17 protein-coding genes and 1 pseudogene are annotated in these 20,152 nt (G+C 57.0%); 9 read left to right on the top strand and 9 right to left on the bottom strand.

Features of this window, described 5'->3' with window-relative positions; all coding sequences use genetic code 11:
* The first annotated feature begins 60 nt into the window (after nt 1-60).
* From B3Z49_RS22030 to B3Z49_RS02035, 3 genes and pseudogenes are all read left to right on the top strand, one after another.
* Nucleotides 61-1,731 carry a chemotaxis protein CheB gene (locus tag B3Z49_RS22030; RefSeq protein ID WP_349676358.1) on the top strand — a complete coding sequence of 557 codons (1,671 nt, stop codon included), beginning with the start codon at nt 61-63 and terminating at the stop codon, nt 1,729-1,731.
* Between the two features lie 9 nt (nt 1,732-1,740).
* A pseudogene (locus B3Z49_RS02040) lies at nt 1,741-2,553 on the top strand (CheR family methyltransferase); the annotation flags it as partial.
* A gap of 597 nt (nt 2,554-3,150) precedes the next feature.
* Complete coding sequence (locus B3Z49_RS02035) at nt 3,151-3,798, top strand: methyltransferase family protein (protein ID WP_296987918.1); 648 nt, start codon at nt 3,151-3,153, stop codon at nt 3,796-3,798.
* Nucleotides 3,799-3,898: 100 nt separating this feature from the next.
* On the opposite strand, the gene ctrA is transcribed toward B3Z49_RS02035, so the two are convergent.
* Nucleotides 3,899-4,594 (bottom strand): response regulator transcription factor CtrA, encoded by a 696-nt coding sequence (gene ctrA / locus B3Z49_RS02030; protein WP_008891622.1) that lies wholly within the window; start codon nt 4,592-4,594, stop codon nt 3,899-3,901.
* Nucleotides 4,595-4,999: 405 nt separating this feature from the next.
* On the opposite strand from ctrA, the gene fliI reads away from it, so the two are divergent.
* Entirely contained in the window at nt 5,000-6,586 is a 1,587-nt protein-coding gene (gene fliI, locus B3Z49_RS02025) for a flagellar protein export ATPase FliI (RefSeq protein WP_063087450.1), read from the top strand.
* Between the two features lie 26 nt (nt 6,587-6,612).
* Nucleotides 6,613-7,041, top strand: a complete 429-nt coding sequence (locus B3Z49_RS02020; protein ID WP_197146856.1) for a hypothetical protein — start codon at nt 6,613-6,615, stop codon at nt 7,039-7,041.
* Between the two features lie 12 nt (nt 7,042-7,053).
* Here B3Z49_RS02020 and B3Z49_RS02015 read toward each other — a convergent pair whose 3' ends face one another.
* Nucleotides 7,054-7,533, bottom strand: coding sequence for a YbaK/EbsC family protein (locus tag B3Z49_RS02015; protein WP_296987917.1), 480 nt, complete (start codon nt 7,531-7,533; stop codon nt 7,054-7,056).
* Nucleotides 7,533-8,267 carry a TerC family protein gene (locus B3Z49_RS02010; RefSeq protein WP_197146857.1) on the bottom strand — a complete coding sequence of 245 codons (735 nt, stop codon included), beginning with the start codon at nt 8,265-8,267 and terminating at the stop codon, nt 7,533-7,535. Before B3Z49_RS02010 ends, B3Z49_RS02015 begins: the two co-directional genes overlap by 1 nt.
* Nucleotides 8,268-8,474: 207 nt before the next feature.
* Here B3Z49_RS02010 and B3Z49_RS02005 point away from each other — a divergent pair, with 207 nt between their 5' ends.
* From B3Z49_RS02005 to B3Z49_RS01990, 4 genes are all read left to right on the top strand, one after another.
* Entirely contained in the window at nt 8,475-9,704 is a 1,230-nt protein-coding gene (locus tag B3Z49_RS02005; protein WP_296987916.1) for an ABC transporter substrate-binding protein, read from the top strand.
* A 6-nt stretch (nt 9,705-9,710) separates the two neighbouring features.
* Nucleotides 9,711-11,396 carry an ABC transporter permease gene (locus B3Z49_RS02000; RefSeq protein ID WP_296987915.1) on the top strand — a complete coding sequence of 562 codons (1,686 nt, stop codon included), beginning with the start codon at nt 9,711-9,713 and terminating at the stop codon, nt 11,394-11,396.
* Between the two features lie 12 nt (nt 11,397-11,408).
* Nucleotides 11,409-12,059, top strand: a complete 651-nt coding sequence (locus B3Z49_RS01995; RefSeq protein ID WP_296987914.1) for an ATP-binding cassette domain-containing protein — start codon at nt 11,409-11,411, stop codon at nt 12,057-12,059.
* A 142-nt stretch (nt 12,060-12,201) separates the two neighbouring features.
* Nucleotides 12,202-12,756 (top strand): prolyl hydroxylase family protein, encoded by a 555-nt coding sequence (locus tag B3Z49_RS01990; protein ID WP_064782366.1) that lies wholly within the window; start codon nt 12,202-12,204, stop codon nt 12,754-12,756.
* A gap of 4 nt (nt 12,757-12,760) precedes the next feature.
* Here B3Z49_RS01990 and B3Z49_RS01985 read toward each other — a convergent pair whose 3' ends face one another.
* From B3Z49_RS01985 to B3Z49_RS01960, 6 genes are all read right to left on the bottom strand, one after another.
* The gene (locus B3Z49_RS01985) at nt 12,761-13,162 is read right to left on the bottom strand and encodes a hypothetical protein (RefSeq protein WP_064788884.1); all 402 of its coding nucleotides are present in this window, start codon (nt 13,160-13,162) and stop codon (nt 12,761-12,763) included.
* A gap of 86 nt (nt 13,163-13,248) precedes the next feature.
* Entirely contained in the window at nt 13,249-14,892 is a 1,644-nt protein-coding gene (locus B3Z49_RS01980; protein WP_296987912.1) for a hypothetical protein, read from the bottom strand.
* A gap of 6 nt (nt 14,893-14,898) precedes the next feature.
* Nucleotides 14,899-15,687 carry a MinD/ParA family protein gene (locus B3Z49_RS01975; protein ID WP_008891633.1) on the bottom strand — a complete coding sequence of 263 codons (789 nt, stop codon included), beginning with the start codon at nt 15,685-15,687 and terminating at the stop codon, nt 14,899-14,901.
* Nucleotides 15,684-16,664, bottom strand: a complete 981-nt coding sequence (locus B3Z49_RS01970; protein ID WP_008891634.1) for a GTP-binding protein — start codon at nt 16,662-16,664, stop codon at nt 15,684-15,686. The genes B3Z49_RS01975 and B3Z49_RS01970 overlap by 4 nt, the downstream gene beginning before the upstream one ends.
* 57 nt (nt 16,665-16,721) lie before the next feature.
* Nucleotides 16,722-18,884 (bottom strand): flagellar biosynthesis protein FlhA, encoded by a 2,163-nt coding sequence (gene flhA, locus B3Z49_RS01965; RefSeq protein ID WP_008891635.1) that lies wholly within the window; start codon nt 18,882-18,884, stop codon nt 16,722-16,724.
* Nucleotides 18,885-18,973: 89 nt separating this feature from the next.
* A partial coding sequence (locus B3Z49_RS01960) for a sigma-54 interaction domain-containing protein (RefSeq protein ID WP_296987909.1) occupies nt 18,974-20,152 on the bottom strand: 1,179 nt, incomplete at its 5' end.

Genomic DNA, 20,152 nt, shown 5'->3' with positions numbered 1-20,152 from the left:
GCTCACGAACCTGTAAGCCTTCAAGATCCGATCTCCATCATCAAGCGGGGACGCTACCACGTGGAAGAAACGCCCATCCATTCGCCATACAAAGTCCTGATCGTGGATGATTCCGCCATCGTGCGCGGACTTGTTACACGTATGATGACCGAAGACGCCGAAATTGAAGTCGTCGGATCGGTCAGTAATGGCGAAGAAGCACTGGCAGTCATGGAAAAAGGCGGCATCGAAGCCGTTGTTCTTGATATCGAAATGCCGGTGATGGATGGTTTGACGGCCTTGCCGAAACTGTTGGAGATTGATCCGACAGTCCGCGTGATCATGGCGTCCACACTCACCAAACGAAATGCCGATATCAGTTTCCAGGCGATGACGCTGGGGGCTGTGGATTACATCCCCAAGCCAAGCTCGTCAAAAGACCTGAATGTCGGCGAGGGGTTCCGTGAAGAACTTCTGGACAAGGTGAAAGCCTGGGCTGAGCAGCGTCGCAAGATGCTTGAGGTCGAAGAAGCTGCCGCGGCAGAAGCGGCCGCTGCCCAAGCTGCACCCGAACCAGAACCAGAACCGGAAGAAAAATCAACTGCGCCCGATGCCGAGGCATCTGAGCCCGATGACGCAGCTTCTGGCGGCAAGGCTGCTGCTTTCCGGGCGGAAATGTCGGTCGAACATCAGCAGCTTCACAAGCAAGGCCGGATCCAGCGCAAACGATTTACCGCCGAATTGCGCCCCCGCCCGATGCAGCAACACCGCCCGCAACCAACGCAGATGCGCCAGACGCCGATGCCGCAGCAACCGGCACCTAAGCCGCAACCGGCTACACCCGCATCGTCGGAGGCCGCAACACAGGCCGCAAAAGCGGCTGCCAACCCGGCTGGTGGTGCAGCAGCGCGTTCGACGACACCGTCACGCGATCCGGGCAGACTTATTCGTGATGCGGCCATTGCCGCCGGCGGGCAGGGCAAAACCGTGCCCAAAATGCCGGAACGCCCCGCCACAGCAGCACCCAGCGCAAGAACGGCACCGCCGGCCAAACGACCAACCGCACCCGCGCCGCAAAAAGGTGCGCGCGCCCAACAGGTTCGTTCGGCAAGTGCACCCGCCCCGGCAAAACGCCAGTCCGCACGCGGTGGTGTCACGCTGCTGCCCGAAAAACGCATCAATGTCGAAGCCATCGCGATTGGCAGCTCGACCGGTGGGCCGCAGGCCTTGTTTGAAGTGTTGCGCGGCCTGAATGGCGTGCGTCAGCCGATCTTCATTACCCAGCATATGCCCGCCACCTTTACCACCATTCTGGCCGAGCACATCACCCGTCTGACCGGGCTTAAATGTCAGGAAGCACAAAACAATATGCCAATTGTTGGTGGACAGGTTTATCTTGCCCCCGGTGATTACCACATGACTGTAGAGGGGCGTGGTGCCAGCCGGCATCTGAAGTTAAATCAGAACCCGCCCGAGAATTTCTGTCGTCCGTCGGTCGATCCGATGTTGCGCAGTCTGGTCGCGAGTTACGGAGGAAACATTCTGACTGCAATACTTACCGGAATGGGGCAGGATGGTATGCTTGGTGGACGTGACGTGGTCAATGCGGGGGGCATGGTCGTGGCACAAGACGAGCAGAGTAGCGTTGTATGGGGGATGCCGGGCGCTGCGGCGCATGCCGGTATCTGTTCTGCGGTTTTGCCGGTAGGTGGGATTGCGGCCTATATCAAAAAATTCGCGGGGGGTCGTTAACCCACAATGATGAAGCCGGATGACTTCGAGTTTGTAAGCAGATTGATCAAGTCAAAGTCCGGGCTCGTTCTGAGCCAGGACAAGACTTATCTGCTCGAAAGCCGGTTGATGCCGATTGCACGCAAACGGGGTCTTAAGGACCTGACGGAGCTGATCGGTACGCTGCGCGGTGGCGACCGCAATCTGGTCGAAGAAGTCGTTGATGCGATGACGACCAATGAAAGTTTCTTCTTCCGCGATACCAAGCCGTTTGACCAGTTCCGCCATGTTGTCCTGCCGCACATGATCAAGACACGTGCGTCGAAGAAACATCTGCGCATCTGGTGTGCTGCCGCCTCTTCCGGGCAGGAACCCTATTCGCTGGCGATGATCCTTGATGAATTCAAGTCGCAGCTCGCTGGCTGGCGGATCGATATTGTCGGGACGGATATCTCGCGCGAGATCCTGACCAAGGCGCGCGCAGGCCTGTATTCGCAGTTCGAAGTCCAAAGGGGCCTTCCGATCGGTCTTCTGGTCAAATACTTCCAAAAGAAGGAAGACCAGTGGCAAATTTCGGCCGATATCCGGTCCAAGGTGCAGTACAAGGAATTCAACCTTCTGGAAGATTTCCGTCCGCTTGGGCAGTTTGATGTCGTCTATTGCCGTAACGTGCTGATCTATTTCGATCAGCCGACCAAAAGTGACGTCCTTTCGCGTGTTTCCGCCTTGATGCCAGATGACGGTTTCCTGTTCCTTGGCGGGGCAGAAACGGTTCTGGGCATTTCCGACAAGTTCAAACCGCTTGCGCGTCAACGTGGCATTTATCAGCTTAACCGTCCGGGTGCGCCGGAAGTCGATCTGACCGCGCTTGAAAAGGCGCAGGCGGGGGCTGCAAGTGCGGCCGGTGCTGCACCCGGCGGGTTGGCCTTCCAGAAGCCCAAACATATGCAAACCGGTGCCGCAACCACGACCGGTACAACGGCCCGCCCGGCAGCCGGGACAACCGGAACAGCAGGGACGGCAACAACCCGCCCCGCAGGTTCAGGTTTTGGCACGACGTCGACCCAACGTCCGCTTGGCACCACCCCGTCCACCACCCGTCCGGGAACAACCGGAACCGGCAGCACGGGATCAGGCACAACAGGCAGCGCGTTCAGCAGACCGTCAGGTTCGACTGGTACAGGTTCAACCACGCGTCCGGGAACAACGGATACCACTGGTTCGACCTATCGCCGCCCGCTTGGTACCGGAACCGGTGCAGGTGCCGGTGGTACGACACAACGGCCGGGGACAGGCAGCAGCAATACAAGCGGTTCCAGCGGAACCACGCGCCCGTCCACGACCTTTGATCGGTCCCGCTTTGGCAAACCGGACGACAAGAAGTAGATGACAGTTGGTTTCTTGCCGAATGTTCTGTTGAACTGAAAGTCGGGAAGGCCAATGACCTCAAATCCATCAAACACGATCGCCTCACCGCGTCAGGACCTTCGCCGTGTCCAGCGCCGTCGTAAGCTTGCCATTGCAGGTATCGCGCTGTTGGTGCTGTTTGCGCTGCCGCTTATGCAGTCGCTGGCAGAGGTGGAGATGTTTACCCATGAAACGGTCGAGACCGGCGGGATCGTCCTGATTCTGATGGCCATTTTCGGGCGGGCCTGGTGCACGCTGTATATCGGTGGGCGCAAGGCGCGCGATCTGACCGATACCGGCCCCTATTCCATCAGCCGCAATCCGCTTTATATGTTCAGCTTCATCGGCGCAGTCGGCATTGGCGCGCAAACCGGAAGCCTTTTGATCGCCCTGTTGTTCGGGGTGGCGGCGTTTGGTGTGTTCTTGCCGGTGATCCTGCGTGAAGAAAGGGCGCTCGAGACACTTTTTGGCGCATCCTTTGAAGATTACAAAACGCGCGTGCCGCGCTTTGGTCCCCGGTTTGGTGCTTGGCGCGATGCCGAGATCCTTGAAGTACGCCCGCATCTTTTGTGGCGAACATTGCGCGACGGGCTGGTCTTTCTGATGGTGATCCCGATTTTTGAGCTGATTGATCGGTTGCAGATCAGCGGTCTTGTTGATCCGCTTATCTATTTGCCGTGATAAGAAACGAAAAACGCCCCGGATCTGAACCGGGGCGTTTTTCGTATAGCGGCAACTGTTGGGGCGGCATCAGGCATGCCTGATACCAAGTTCCCGAAAATCAGGCCGCAGCGCTGTTGGTGTCGGGATCGCGCAGGACATAGCCCCGGCCCCAAACCGTATGGATGTAATTGTCGCCCTTGGTCGCAGACTGGATTTTCTTACGCAGTTTGCAGACAAAGACGTCAATGATCTTGAGTTCCGGCTCGTCCATACCGCCATAAAGGTGGTTGAGGAACATTTCCTTGGTCAGTGTCGTGCCCTTGCGCAGCGACAGCAGTTCCAGAATGCCATATTCCTTGCCAGTCAGATGCAGCGGTTTGCCATCGACATCGACGGTGCGTGCATCCAGGTTGACGTTGAGCTTACCGGTCGAAATCATCGACTGGGCATGGCCGCGTGAACGGCGAACAATTGCCTGTACACGTGCCAGAAGTTCGGTTTTCTCGAAAGGCTTGGTCAGATAATCATCTGCGCCAAAGCCAAGGCCTTTGACCTTGTCTTCGGTTTCGGTCAGACCCGACAGGATCAGGACCGGTGTTTCGACGCGTGCGTCGCGCAAACGTCTCAGGACCTCGTAGCCGTCAATATCTGGCAGCATAAGGTCCAGAAGAATAATGTCATAATCGTAAAGCTTGCCGATCTCGAGACCATCTTCCCCAAGGTCGGTAGTGTCAATCACCATGCCCTCAGACTTAAGCATCAATTCGATGCTGTCAGCATAGGTGTTGTCATCCTCAACAAGCAGCACCCGCATGTCTCTGCTCCGTTACCGTGTTCCGCAATAAGTCCGTGTTGATCCGGTAGATCGACAAGCGCCCCAACGATTGCCGGCCTTTGGGAAATTTTCCCCATTCGGTTAACGATACGTTGCTTTGCGACTCGTGGCAAGCAGGCGAGTCGCAACTTGTTAACTTTTTTTCGTTCAAAGAAGCGACTCGGGGACGGAACGCAAGTTTTCCCAACGGTTTGCGGTGTTAATTCCAAAAGCCTTATGCAACGAAAAAAAATCGATTTAATCGTCTACACGGCTTTTTAATACCGATTATGACTATATATTTGGTACGACGCGGTACGATTTGCCACCCCTGTTACCGTTCGGCGGGGCAAATTTCCGTGTTACAAGAGTTGTTTGTACCATTTTCGCTGAAAAGAACCGCCCGTGTTTCAGATTGGCCGCAATATTGTCGCAGAACTCCGCCGTATTCCCGACTATCGCGTGGTTGGCCGGGTGACTGCCGTTTTGGGCCTTCTGGTCGAGATTGGCGGGGTTGAAGGCGCGTTGTCGGTTGGTGACCGCTGCAAGGTCAAACGCCGCGATGGCAAAACCGTGATTTGCGAGGTTGTCGGTTTTCGCAATGAACGCGCCCTTTTGATGCCGTTTGGCATTCTGGATGGGATCGGGATCGGCTGCGAAGTCGAACTTGGCGATACCCAACCGCAAGTCTATCCCGATGAAAGCTGGCTGGGCCGCGTGGTCAATGCCTTTGGCGAGCCGGTTGATGGCAAAGGCCCGCTGTCTGAGGGCAATCGACCTTATCCGATCCGCAACATGCCGCCATCGGCCCATTCGCGCCAGCGCGTTGCGGGCAAGATCGATCTCGGTGTGCGGGCGATGAACACGTTTCTGACCTGCTGTCGCGGACAACGTATGGGCATATTTGCCGGGTCGGGTGTTGGTAAATCAAGTTTGCTGTCGATGATGACGCGCCATACGACATCGGATGTGTCGGTGGTGGGGCTGATTGGCGAACGTGGCCGTGAAGCGCGCGAATTCATCGAAGATGATCTGGGCGAGGAAGGCCTGCGTCGTTCGGTCGTCGTCGTGGCGACATCGGATGAACCGCCGCTGATGCGCCGCCAGGCGGCCTATATGACCATGGCGCTGTCGGAATACTTCCGCGATGTCGGGCGCGATGTGCTGTGCATGATGGATTCCGTGACCCGCTTTGCCATGGCGCAGCGTGAAATCAGCCTTTCGGTGGGCGAGCCGCCGGCATCAAAGGGCTATACGCCAACTGTATTTGCCGAATTGCCGCGTCTTTTGGAACGTGCTGGTCCCGGCGGACCGGGGCAGGGATCGATCACCGGGCTGTTTACGGTTCTGGTTGATGGCGATGATCATAACGAACCGATTTCGGACGCGGTGCGTGGTATTCTGGATGGCCACGTGGTACTGGACCGTGCGATTGCCGAGCAGGGCCGTTATCCGGCGATCAATATCCTGCGCAGCGTGTCACGTACCATGCCAGGCTGTAATAACGAGGAAGAAAACCAGATCGTTGCCCGTGCGCGTCAGCTTTTGGCGACCTACGATGATATGGCGGAACTGATCCGTCTTGGCGCCTATCGCAAGGGAACTGATCCCAAGGTCGACGAGGCCATTCATTACTTCCCGCTGATCGAGGAATTCCTTAAACAGCGCAAGACAGAATGCACGCGCCTCAATGAGGGATATCTGGAACTGGCCCGGCGTCTCGATATGCTGGCCGAGCAACCCGAACAGCCAGCACCTGCCCAAGGACAACCGGGGGGACAGGCGCGGCAAGCGGGAAGTGCCAAGCCGCAACAGCCCGCAGGAGGGCCGGAAATGCCGGCCCCCCGCCCGGCACCACCGCCGTCAATCGGGCCCAAGATCAATCGCGGGCCCAAGGTTAACAGCCGGTCACAACGTGACGGGCAGGACCTGAACGCGGCCAAGCGGGCGCTGAGCGAAGGCGGCAACGACGCATCGGGGAATGGATCGTAATGATCGCGGACCCTAGGGGGTAACCCATGGCCAAGGATTTCAAAACACTGGTGCGCATGCGCAAATGGGCGCTTGATGAAAAGCAGCGCCAATTGGGCGAGATGCTTGGTGTGCTGGGTAATCTTGAGGCGGAAAAAGAAGCCCTCGAACAGGCGGTGCTGGCCGAACAAAAGATCGCGGCCGAAAATCCGGAACTTGCCGGCTTTGCCTATGGCGGGTTTGCCACCGCAGTGATCGCGGAGCGTGAGGCAATCGAAAAAATGATTGCCGAACAGGAAGAAAAGATCGACGTCTTCCGCGATGAAGTTGCTGACGCCTTCAAGGAATTTAAAACTGCCGAAATTGCCGAACGCAACCGGCTTGAGGCCGAACGCGCCGAAGAAGACAAGAAAGAACAAGACGAACTTGACGAAATCGGCATGCGTTCGGCGACACGCGATGACGGGCTTATGTGATTTTCGGGATAGTTAGACAGCGATATTAACGCCGGTTTCAATACCGGTTACGCGCTTGAGGTCGCTTGTTTTAAGCTCAAACACTGTTTTGGGTGTCCCGGCTGCAAGCCAGATGGTTTTCTTTGCCAGAAGCTTTTTATCAATCAGCGTTTCCACGGGCTTGGCGTGGCCAAAGGGTGGAACGCCGCCAATGGCGTAGCCCGTATGTTCGCGGACCTCGGTGGCATCGGCCTTGCGGACGGATAAACGCAGCAGGGCGGCGACCTTGTCGAGATCGACCTGATCGGCACCATTCATGATGATCAGGACCGGGCGGGATGCCTCGGTCATGAAGACCAGTGATTTTCCGATGTCGCTGATATCGCAGCCAATGGCGTTTGCAGCGTCAGCAGCTGTGCGCGTGCCTTCGGGAAACTCAAATACGTCGACGTTTTCAAGTTCGCGTTCCATGAAGGCGTTTGCCAGACATAGCGGCGGATCAACTTTTTTCATCAGCCATTCTCTTGCGCACGACGTTTGAGTTTACGTTTGTGGTTCAGAAGATTGAGCGTCTCGACCGACAGGCTAAAGGCCATTGCAAAATAGATGTAGCCTTTCGGTACGTGTATTTCGACCCCGTCAAGCAGCAACACAAACCCTACCAGAATAAGGAATGATAGCGCTAACATTTTGACAGAGGGATTTTGTTCGACAAAGTCGCCAATGGTCTTGGCCGCCATCAGCATCACCAGAACTGATGCGATCACCGCGATCACCATGATCGAGATATGATCGACCAGACCAACCGCTGTGATGACGCTATCGAGCGAGAAAATCATATCAAGCAACATGATCTGCACGATGGTCATGGCAAAGCTCGACATGATTTTGCCCGGGCCATGTTCTTCGGGCTCGTCAATGGTGTGATGAATTTCCTTGGACGCCTTGGCAATCAGGAACAGACCACCAAAAATAAGGATCATGTCGCGGCCGCTGATTTCCTGACCGAAGGCTGTGAAAAGCGGCGAGGTCAGTTGCATGACCCAGGCGATACCGGCCAAAAGCCCAAGCCGCATGCCCATCGCCGCAAGAAGACCGATGCGGCGCGCCGATGCCTGTTGGTTTTGCGGAAGTTTCGAGACAATCACCGACAGGAAAACGATGTTGTCGATGCCCAGAACAATTTCGAGCGCGGTCAGGGTGGCAAGGCCCATCCACATGTTGGGATCACTCATCCATTCAAACATCGAAAACTTCCTAAACAGGGGCGCAAAAAGCGAACAACTTGTTGCAGACAAAGTGTGTTTGATAGGCCCCTAACGCAAGCGTGAATTGATTTTATGTGCCGTCTGTTGAAAAACTGACGGGTATAAAACCAATCAAACAGTCACACCCGGCATGCGGGAAGGGCTTTGGGTCATCAGGTAAAAGGATTGTCCGAGATGCGATCAAAAATGCGCACTTTCGTTTCTGCTTTGGCGCTGGCAGTGGGGCTTGCGACGACGACGTTGTCGACGCCTGCCTTTGCGGATCCGGCACCGGATGTTGGAAACTGGCAATCGGTTCTGGATCAGGCCCGTGGCCAGACCGTTTATTGGCATGCCTGGGGCGGGGAGCCACGCATTAATGATTACATCGCCTGGGCCGGTGAACAGGTGCGCGAGCGCTATGGCGTTGAAGTGGTTCAGGTCAAACTGACCGATACTGCCGATGCCGTTACCCGTGTTCTGTCGGAAAAGACCGCCGGTGTCGATGATGGCGGTGCGGTCGACATGATCTGGATTAACGGTGAAAACTTTGCCGCGATGAAGCGCAATGACCTTTTGTTCGGGCCGTGGGCGGAACAGACGCCAAACTTTGCCTATGTCGATATTGAAGGCAAACCAACCGTGATCAATGACTTCACCGTGCCGACCGACGGGCTTGAAGCGCCGTGGGGCATGGCGCAGGTCAGTTTCTATTACGATACCGCCAAGCTTGATACCGTCCCGAAAACCGCCCAGCAACTGCTGGAATGGCTGGTGAAACATCCGGGGCGCTTTACCTATCCGCAGCCGCCAAACTATATGGGCTCGACCTTCCTTAAACAGATCCTGACCGAACTGGTCAAAGACCCGAAAGTTTTGCAACAGCCCGCCGATGAAACGGATGCAAAGGCGACCTTGGCACCGCTTTGGGGTTATCTTGAAGACTTGCAGCCGCTTCTGTGGCGCGATGGTCAGGCCTATCCGCAGAACGGGGCATCGATGCGTACGCTTCTGGCGGATAACGAGGTCGATATCGCCTTTTCATTCAGTTCTGGCGAAGTGTCATCCGCGATCGAGGCGTTTGAGCTTCCCGATACCGTGCGTTCCTACGTGTTTGAGAATGGCACCCTTGGCAATACCAACTTCGTCGCTATCCCCTATAACGCATCGGCCAAGGCCGGCGCAGTTGTACTGGCAGACTTCCTGATGTCACCCGAAGCGCAACTGCGTAAACAGGACCCGAAATATTGGGGCGCAGACACGGTTCTGGCGATGGATAAATTGCCGGCCGATATGCAGGAAGCGTTTGCCAATCTTGATCTCGGCATCGCATCGCTTGCGCCCTCTGAGCGCGGCACCGTCTTGCCGGAACCGCATCCAAGCTGGATGTCGCTTGTCGAAACAGAATGGCAGAAGCGTTACGGCGTTGTGCAATAATCGCGCATGCTGCGATTTATCCCGATCCTGACGATTGTTCTGATGATTGGCCCGGTTTCTGCCGGGCTGATCGGAACGATCTTGCCTGCGTTCGAGATATTGCCAGCCCTTGGCGGCACGACGCCCAGCCTTGAACCCTGGCAAGCTTTGGTAGCACAGCCGGGGTTGGGCGCCTCGATCCGGCTTTCATTGGTCAATGGATTGATCGCAACCTTTGTCTCGGTTGCGATTGTCATGCTGTTTTGTGCCGCGTGGCAGGGCACACGCACTTTTCACGCCCTGCAACGGATACTCTCGCCTATCCTGTCGGTACCGCATGCGACGGCGGCGTTTGGTTTGGCATTTTTGATTGCGCCATCGGGCTGGTTTGTTCGGGTGGTGGCGCAATTTACCGGATGGGATCGGCCCCCGGATGTTGCGATTATCCATGACCCGTGGGGCATTGCCCTGATTGCCGGGCTGGTTGCCAAGGAAATCCCGTTTCTGTTTTTGATGACGCTTTCAGCCTTGCCGCAGGCGGATACGGATCGCACGGCACAGGTCACAGCAAGTCTTGGCTATGGCAGGATTGCCGGATGGTTCAAGGCAACATTGCCACGCATCTATCCGCAGATCCGTTTGCCGGTTCTGGCGGTTTTGGCCTATTCGACGTCGGTTGTTGATGTGGCGATCATTCTGGCCCCGACAACACCGGCCCCGCTTGCGGTGCGCATTCTGGGATGGTTGTCCGATCCCGATCTTGCCTTACGGTTCATGGCATCAAGTGCAGCCGTGCTGCAATTGCTGATCGTGATCGCAGCCATGGCAATCTGGATTGCGGGCGAGCGGCTTGTCGCCGTGATTGGTGCCTGCTGGGCCATTGATGGCCAACGGTTCAAGCAAGATGGTGCTGTGCGTGGGGTATCGGCAGTGATGGCGCTGGTTGCGGCCGGGACAGTGGTGCTTGGGCTTGTGGTTTTGCTGGTCTGGAGTGTTGCCGGGTTCTGGGCGTTTCCCGATCTGTTGCCGCGTGGTTTTTCATTGCGTCTTTGGGCGCGCGAACTTGATGCGATTGGCAATAGCCTGACCACCACCCTTCTGATCGGTATTCCGGCGGTTGTGATTGCCGTAACACTGGTTCTGGCGTGTCTTGAGAACGAAGTGCGCACCGGCAAGCCGGCCGGGCGGCGGGCGATGTTTTTGATTTATCTACCGCTTCTGGTGCCGCAAATCAGCTTCATGTTTGGTTTGCAGGTGTTCTTTAGCCTGCTTGGGCTGGAACGTACCTTGGTCTCGGTTGTTCTTGGGCATCTGGTGTTTGTCGCACCCTATGTGTTTTTATCCCTGTCTGAACCATTTCGTGCCCTTGATCCGCGCTATGGGCAAACTGCACTCTGTCTTGGCGCGTCGCCCGCTCGGGTGTTCTGGCAGGTGCGTTTGCCGTTGTTGACCCGTGCGGTTTTAACCGCCGCCGCGGTCGGGCTTGCCGTCACCGTCGGGCAATATTTGCCGACACTTCTGATCGGGGCAGGGCGCTTTGCCACCGTCACCACCGAGGCGGTTGCCTTGGCCTCGGGCGGCGATCGCCGGATGATCGGGATTTATGGCCTGTTTCAGATGATTTTACCGTTTGCCGGGTTTGCCCTGGCCTTGCTGATCCCGGCGGTTTTATTCCGTCACCGGCGCGGCATGGGTGCGCAGAACAAAGGATGACAAGGATGCTACATGCCTGAAGCAGCCAAAAACGGTCTGGAATTACATGACGTGCGGGTGCGCCTTGACGGGCGTGAACTGGTTGCGGTCGATCTGACCATTGCACCGGGCGAGATCGTGACCCTGATGGGGCCCAGCGGATCGGGGAAATCCAGTTTGCTTGGGCATATCTGTGGCACCTTGCCCGATGCGTTTGAGGTAACCGGTCAGGTGGTTCTTGATGGCCGGTTGCTTGATGGCTTGGCACCACAAGACCGCCATGTCGGCATCCTGTTTCAGGATGATTTGCTGTTTCCCCATCTTTCGGTGGGCGGCAATCTGGCTTTTGCCTTGCCCGCGCATATCAAGGGGCGTGCGAACCGGCGTGCGCGGGTTGAGGCGGCACTTGGCAGTGCCGAGATGGACGGGTTTTATGATCGTGATCCGGCAACACTTTCGGGCGGGCAGCGCGCGCGGGTGGCCCTGATGCGGGTTCTGTTGTCAGAACCTTGTGCCTTGTTGCTTGATGAGCCATTTTCAAAACTCGATAGCGGTCTTCGATCCCAGATCAGGTCGTTTGTGTTTGACCTGTGCCGCAAGAACAGCCTGCCGACCCTGATGGTAACCCATGACCCCGAAGACGGTGCGGCAGCCGGTGGGCGGGTGATTGAACTGCGTGGCTAGATACGCGAACATGGATCGATGACATGTTTTGAATTTTCTGGTATCGCGCGATGATTGGTCTTAAGAGCATCTTGTCGCAAAGAATGATCTTGGGCCCCAGACGTTAAATCAAAAGGCCCGTGCGGCCTGGAGAGTGTCGTAAATGTTCCCTGAAGAAATGTTTGCAATTGTCCCGGATGCGCTTGATCCGGCGACCTGTGACCGCCTGATCAATGGCTTTGCCCACGAGATGGATGAAGGCGGCCTCGTACAGGGGCAGGCCGCGACCCATATTCGCCGATCCAAAATCACCTGGTTTAACGAAGAACAGGAACCGGTTGTCTGTCGGCGCATTGTTGATCTGGTTGCCGATGTTAATCGCAACGTCTTTGACTTTTCCCTGACCGAGTTTGCCGAGGATGCCCAGATTGCCTGCTATGCCGGAGATCTGCGTGGGCATTATGACTGGCACAGTGATGTCGGTGCATCAGACGTCGCGCGCCGTCGTAAACTGACGATGGTGATCCAGCTTTCCGAGCCCGATCAGTATGAAGGCGGGCAATTACAGCTTAACCCGGCCGGGCATTTTATCGATGCACCGATGGCGCGGGGATCAGCAATCTTCTTTCCGAGCTTTGTTTTGCATCGCGTGGCACCGACCACGGCGGGGCTTCGCTATTCCCTGACCCAGTGGGTGCACGGGAACCCGTTCCGCTGATTGCTCAGTAACGTTCCAGCCGATCCAGAAGGCGCGGGTTGCCCCATTTGGGCTGCCGGTCTTCAAGCGCGGTTTCGTGGTGGAAGACCTGATCGTTATCGGCTGTCTGTTTGTCCAGACGCAGGCTGATCCAGCGCGGGACCAGTTCGTTGTTGAAGTCATCCATCAACAGAACTGCGGCGGCTTCGAAATTCTCGAACTCGATACTGGCGATCTCTGCGTAATATTCCGCGAGATTGCTGGTTTTAAGGATCAGGCGGTCGGGCACATAACGCAGCGTCAGGCGGGCTGGAAAGACATCCTTGGCACCGGTCAGATTGCTTTGCAGGGTAACGACATAATCAATCCTTGTGCCCGGGTTCGGCTCTGTCTGGATCAGATTACGGCGCTGATAAATCTCAAGCATGGCTTCCAACCGTTGTCATATGGGATGAATTCTAGGATACGTCCGCGCCCAAGGCAGGAAAAGCATTCATTTCACAATGATGATGCTTATGCCTCGATCCCGTGGTGGGAATGCGGGTCTTTGCCATCGGGGACCGGGGCAATTTCGACAAAACGCGACCCATCCTGAAACAGGATATGGCCGGTGTAACCGGAAATTTGAAGGGCCTCGCGGAAGATGCCGCGAATGTCATCGCGGTTATGAGATTGCAACGGGTTTTCGGTGCGGACAATCAGATCAAACTTGCTGTCCTCGCCCTTGACCAACCCATCAAGCTGCGTGTGGCCGACAACACTGAAAGACAGATCCAGCAGGAAACGCGTGCCCTGATCATCGGGTTTGTCGGGATCATTTTCACGATCGCCATGCCGCCAACCCAGTTGAAGCTGTTCGATCTTGTCGCCCATATTGAACGGCATCGCCATCACGCGCCAGCCATCCGGACGTTCTTCGGTTGCCATCGCACGCAACTGGGCAAAATCACCTTCAAGCCGTTTAAGCCCGCCACCGTCTGTATCGGATAGTGTGGCCAGGCTGGTCGCGGCACGATCGCCGAGCCAGCCACGCAAACTGCCGCTCTGACCTGTCATGGCAGCAAAGAAGAACATCATGGTGGTGGTCAGTTTGGGGCCAGCCTGGGGAATGTTATTTAGCATGCTGAGTGCTGCACCGGGATCATGTTGTTGAAGGGCGCTAACCGCCCTGTGCAGACTGTCCCAATCATGGGTAAGGGCGGCGGCCTGACCGCGCGCGATCAATTGCGCCTCGGTCATCGGGACGGATGTCGATACCTTGGCCCCGCCCGATGGATCAACGTTAAATGACAGGGTTGCGCCGGTGGGCGCGGGAACCGGCAATTTGATGCCAACAATCCCGGCAGAGGTGCGAAGGGCTGTGAAACCCTGCGGCAGCAGGCGGGCTTCGGCACTATCAGGGGGCAAGACTGTCCCGGTCAGCATCAAGGTGCCAGCGGGGGCCTGCCCGGCGGCTGTTTGTGCGGCAACGGTTGGTCCCATGCCGGCAGCCATGCCGCCTGTGCCTGCGCCACCTGCCATACCCGCTGAACCAGCAGAACCAGCTTGGGCAGCGGACGCCATGGCATTGGCGGCCTGCTGTGCGGTTACCGTGCCCTGACCCAGGAAGATGACCTGTGTCTGGCTTCCGGCGGGCAACTGGGTGCCATTGGGCATGGTCAGGATGGATGTCGTCACTGCGCCAAATGTCTGGCCGGGTGTCAGGCTGCTGCCAGCGATATTTCCGTTGGCAAGGGCACCGGTCACCCCGGATCCCCCCGGTGACAGGGTTTGCGGCAGAAGTTGCAGGCGCATGCCATCGGCAGGGGTGCCGCCCGTTGCGGATTGGCCGGTGCCGGGATTGGTTGTCGGAATGCGGGCCCACAAAAGATCGCCGAGATTACTGGGAAGCGGGGTGGGGATCCTGACCGTGACCGAACCAAGGGCGGTGGCAAGGGTCAGTTGATTGCCCGATTGCGATTGAACCGAGGCCTGCAACAACGTTTCGACCGGGAGCTTTGCCAGTGCGGCAGCGACCTGTTGCGGGGTGGCGGTTGTGACGGTTGCATTGATTTGTGCCGGGACGGAACCCTGATTGGCCTGCCCGGCAGTGCCACCCGCCGAAGCATGTCCACCGACGGCAGGGCCGGGCGATATTGCTTGTGGCGGGAGCGTCATGACAACCTACTCCTCAAGAAGGGTTTGGGCGATTGCCTCTATATCCTGGGCGGCATCGCAGTTCGGATGACGGGTCAGAAGCGGCGTCTGGTTGCGGATGCATTCCGATACCTTGGAATCCGCACGAATAACGCCAAGCAGCGGCGGCGAAATTTTCAAAAAGCCCTCGCACGCCTTGAGAAGCTTGTTGTAGATCGCCTGACCTTCTTTCTTGTCCTTGGCCATGTTGACCACCACCCGGATATCGGTTTTCGGGCGGGCCATATGGGTGATCTTGATAAAGGCATAAGCGTCGGTCAAAGAGGTCGGATCGCCGTTGGTAATCACAATTACCGTATTGGCAAGGCCGGTCATCTGACGCACGCCCTGATCAACACCGGCACCAAGATCGATCAATACCTTATCATATTCCTTGCCGGTCTGGAGCAATTCGTCCGACAGCGCCTGAAGCCGGGTGGCCGGAAGGTTGGCAAGACTGCCCGATCCGCTGCGCCCGGCAATGATATCAAAATCGCCATCGGGGAAGTGAGTGACCGCATCTTTCAGGCTGATCCGCCCGGCAATCACGCCGCCCAGATCATATTTCGGCATCAGGCCAAGCTGAATGTCGATGTTGGCCAAGCCAAGGTCACCGTCAAACAAAAGGGTCTTGTGGCCTTCGAGAACCATCGCATGGGTCAGGGTAATGGAAAACCAGGTCTTGCCAACGCCGCCTTTGCCAGATGCAACTGCAAGGACATTGCGGCCTTTGGCCCGCGGGGCAGATTTGGGTGATGCATCAGACTTGGTAGTCATTTCACGACCTCGGAGAAGCTCGGTTTCGCGGTATCAGCGCGATGGGACGGTATCAGAAGTTTTGCCAAGGCAAGGGGACTAAGGGCGGTGAGGCCGTCCGCAACCTGGGCTGTCATACTGACATTACAAAGGGAAAGATTTCCTGAATCGGCTCCATATAGCGCACCGCCAAGTCGGGCGGCAACATCAAGTCGAGAGATCACGACACGTGTTGCGCCACCATCGGCAAAGGCATTGGCAATGTCAGCCGCCTCATAGGCATCAATCCCCGCAGGGTTCACCAGTACCGGTTCACTCGGCACCGCTTTCATGAATTCACGAAGCGTGCCAATTTCGGTTTCAAGATAGGGGTTGCAGCTTGCCGTATCGATCAGGATGACATCGGCTTCGCGGATTTCGCCAAAGCGCGCCTTGAGATCGTCCGGTGATTTCGCCGCAAGCAGATCAATCTTGAGAATTCGCGTAAAGGCCTCAAGCTGTGCCATGCCACCGGCACGTTTGTAGTCGGTTGAAAGAACAGCAACTTTGCGTTTTTTCATCACCGCACGTGCCGCGGTTTTGGCAACCGCCAATGTTTTGCCCGATCCGGGCGGGCCGACGAAGGCCAGCGCGCGCGGCGTGTTCTTTTCCGGCAGGGGCGAGAAATCAAAGATTTCATCAAGCGCACCGGCCAGCAATTGTTGCTCGGATGCAGCAGCGGTTTCGCGCCCCATCAGATCACACAGGCGAATACGAAGCCGTTCCGGCAAATTATGCCGCGTCAGGGCGGCTTCCACCGCATCAAGCTGTTCCTGAAGGGCGGGAGCCGGGCCGTCGTCATCGCCATAGTCGGGATCACGATCAAGGGCGGCCGTCAGGCGCACACCACTGCCGGGGATATCCTGGGTGGAGACGATGATGGCATCTGTGCCCATGTGCTCTTTAACGAGCGCCATCGCCTCGGTCATGGTGGGGGCAGTGAAGGTCTTAAGACGCATTCAGTTCCCCCCGGTTTTTCATGTCCGCAAGCAGGGCGGCTTGGTTGATCATGCGCATCACACCTGCCCCAGCGTTTTCAGCTGTGCCTTGGGGTGGATTTCGTTTTGCGACATCACCACGGTGCTCGGGCGGAAACGCTCAACGATGGATCGCACATATGGCCGGATGCCCGGGCTGGTCAGAAGGACCGGGCTTTCGCCCATCATACCAAGGCGCTCGAACGTCGTTCTGACCTTGTTGATGAATTCCTGAAGCTGGCTTGGTGGAATGGAAAGCTGCTTTTCCTCGCCCTGACCAACAAGGCTTTCGGCAAAGATCTGTTCCCACTGCGGCGACATGGTCACCAGCGGAATGACGCCATCCTGATTGGTATTCACATCCGACAACTGACGCGCCAGTCGTGACCGGACATGTTCGGTCATGAAGGTCGGGTTGCGGGTAAAGGCGGTTGATTCTGCGATGCCTTCAAGGATGGTCGGCAGATCGCGGATGGAAACGCGTTCGGTCAAAAGGTTCTGCAATACGCGCTGAACACCGCCAACCGAAACCTGACCGGGAACGATGTCCTCGACCAGTTTTTTCTGGTCTTCGTCAAGTTCATCAAGCAGCTTTTGCGTTTCGGCATAAGACAGCAGTTCGGGCATGTGATCCTTGATCACTTCGGTGATGTGCGTCGTGATCACGGTTTGCGGATCAACCACCGTATAGCCACGGAACATTGCCTCTTCCTTCATGCCCTGTTCGATCCACATCGCAGGCAGGTTGAAGGTCGGCTCCATCGTCTTTTCGCCCGACAAGGTAATTTCCTCGCCGCGCGGATCCATCACCAGCAACATGTTCGGGCGCAGATCACCGCGGCCTGCCTCGATCTCCTTGACGCGGAGCACATAGGTGTTGGCGGGCAGTTGCATGTTGTCCTGAATGCGCACCGACGGCATTACAAAGCCCATATCACCGGCAAGCTGGCGACGCAGCGCCTTGATCTGATCGGTCAGTTTCTGACCGCGTTCGGTACTGATCAGCGACAGCAAGCCATAGCCGAGTTCGAGACGGACATAGTCCATGCGAAGCGCATTGGCGATGGGTTCTTCTGGTGGCGGGCCGGCGGCATCGGCCGCGGCCTGGGTTTCTTTCATCTGTTCTTCGGCAACGGCTGCGTTCTGGCGTTTGCTCATGTAATAGGCGAGATACCCCAACCCGATCGCCAATCCGAGGAACCAGATCATCGGAATGCCCGGCAGAAGGGACATGCCCCCCATCAGGGCGGCAGCAACGCCAAGGGCCGCCGGATAGTTACTGACCTGCCCGAAAACGGCCTTTTCGGTTGCGCCATCAAGGCCACCCTTGGTGACCAGAAGGCCTGCTGCGGTCGAAACGATCAGAGCCGGGATCTGCGACACCAGACCATCGCCGACGGTCAGGATCGTGTAAGTTTCGGTTGCCTCGGCAAGCGAAAGCCCCATCTGGGCGGTGCCAATGATGATGCCGCCGATCACGTTGATGAACGTAATCAAAATACCGGCAACCGCATCACCACGAACAAACTTCGATGCACCATCCATCGACCCGAAGAAGGAACTTTCATCTTCAAGTTCCTTACGGCGGGCCTTTGCCTGTTCTTCATTGATCAGGCCCGATGACAGGTCGGCGTCAATCGCCATCTGTTTGCCGGGCATGGCATCAAGGGTAAAGCGTGCGGCGACCTCGGCAATACGGCCGGAACCCTTGGTGATGACGACAAAGTTGATGATGACAAGGATGGCAAAGACGATAATCCCGATGACGAAATTGCCCGAAATCAGGAAGCTGCCAAACGCCTCGATCACGGCACCGGCGGCATGGGTACCTTCGTGCCCATAACCAAGGATCAGTCGGGTTGTCGCAATGTTCAGCGCAAGCCTGAGCGACGTCGCCACCAGCAGGATCGTCGGGAAAGAGTTGAATTCAAGCGGTTTCTGGATGAACAGGGATGTCATCAGGATCAGCACAGAGAAGCTGATCGAAAGGGCCAGCATGAAATCAAGCAGCCAGGGCGGCATCGGGAACATCATGACCACAAGGATCATGATAAAGCCGAGCGCCATGGCGATATCGCCACGTTTCATGGCCGAAGCGACACGCGACTGAATGGCGCCGAGATTTAACCCGCCCGGCGCACCGCCGCCGGGGCCGTCAGAACCGCCGGAACCAGTCGGTGTGATGTCTTGACCTTCGGCCATTGTCTTTGCTTGTTATCCTGTTGCTTGCTCGATGTTCGTTGCGCCTTTACCTGCCTTGAAGATGGGGACAGCGCGCCGAAATTTCATGTTCAGTCGTGACCGTCGCCCGGGGCCGGTACAGCAAGTCCTTCGTCGGTATACTGGCGCAGTTTGTTGCGCAGGGTCCGAATGGAAATGCCCAGAATGTTGGCCGCATGGGTCCGGTTGCCAAAGCAATGCTTGAGCGTATCAATAATCAGATCACGTTCGACATCAGCAACAGTACGCCCGACAAGTGCCGAGGTCACAGAGCCGTTTCCAGCAGTACTCTCATCGGATGCACCGTCATCGCCGCTGTCTGCGTCATCATCCCGAGAAGGGGCCTCATTCGCCGGTGCGGATGGCGAATGGGCGGCAGGGGCTGGTGCACTGGGTTGATAGGCCGATGATGCTGCGCCATAGGCGGCATTGGCACTGGCATAGGCCGAACTGGCGCGTGCCGTCGTAGACGGGGCCGGTGCAGATGCAGATGGTGCCGGGGCCTGCGATACGGGGGCTGCGGCTGCCGGGGCAGGTGTGCTGCTTTCGCCAGACAGCATGATGGCTTCTGGCCCGATTTCATCGGGACCGGCGATCAGAACTGCACGGTGCATGGTGTTTTCAAGTTCGCGGACATTGCCCCGCCAATGGTGAGACAGCAGGCGCTGGATCGCAAGCGGGCTGATCGGGCGGACCGGAACGTCATTGGCATCAGAGTATTTTTTGACAAAGAATTCGGCCAGAACCGGGATGTCATCGGGACGTTCGCGCAGTGACGGGATGTCGAGATTGACCACGTTCAGGCGGAAATACAAATCCTCGCGGAAGTTGCCGGCATTGACTTCGGCCTCAAGATTGCGGTTTGAGGTCGCCAGAATGCGGACATCGACCTTAACGGGGCTTTTGCCGCCAAGCCGGTCAATTTCCTTTTCCTGAATGGCACGCAGAAGTTTGGCCTGAAGGCGCACATCCATTTCGCTGATTTCATCAAGCAAAAGGGTACCGCCATTGGCTTCTTCGAACTTGCCGATACGTCGTGCCTGGGCACCGGTAAAGGCGCCCTTTTCATGGCCAAACAGTTCGGATTCAAGAAGGTTATCGGGGATGGCCGCACAGTTAACCGCAACGAACGGCTTGTCCGAACGGTTGGACTTGCGGTGCACATAGCGCGAAATGATTTCCTTACCGGTGCCGCTTTCGCCCGTGATCAGGATGGATGCCGAACTGTTGGCCACCTGACTTGCCAGTCG

Source organism: Thalassospira sp. UBA1131, assembly GCF_002311515.1.
GTDB lineage: Bacteria > Pseudomonadota > Alphaproteobacteria > Rhodospirillales > Thalassospiraceae > Thalassospira.
This window is presented reverse-complemented; position numbering and strand designations above follow the sequence as displayed.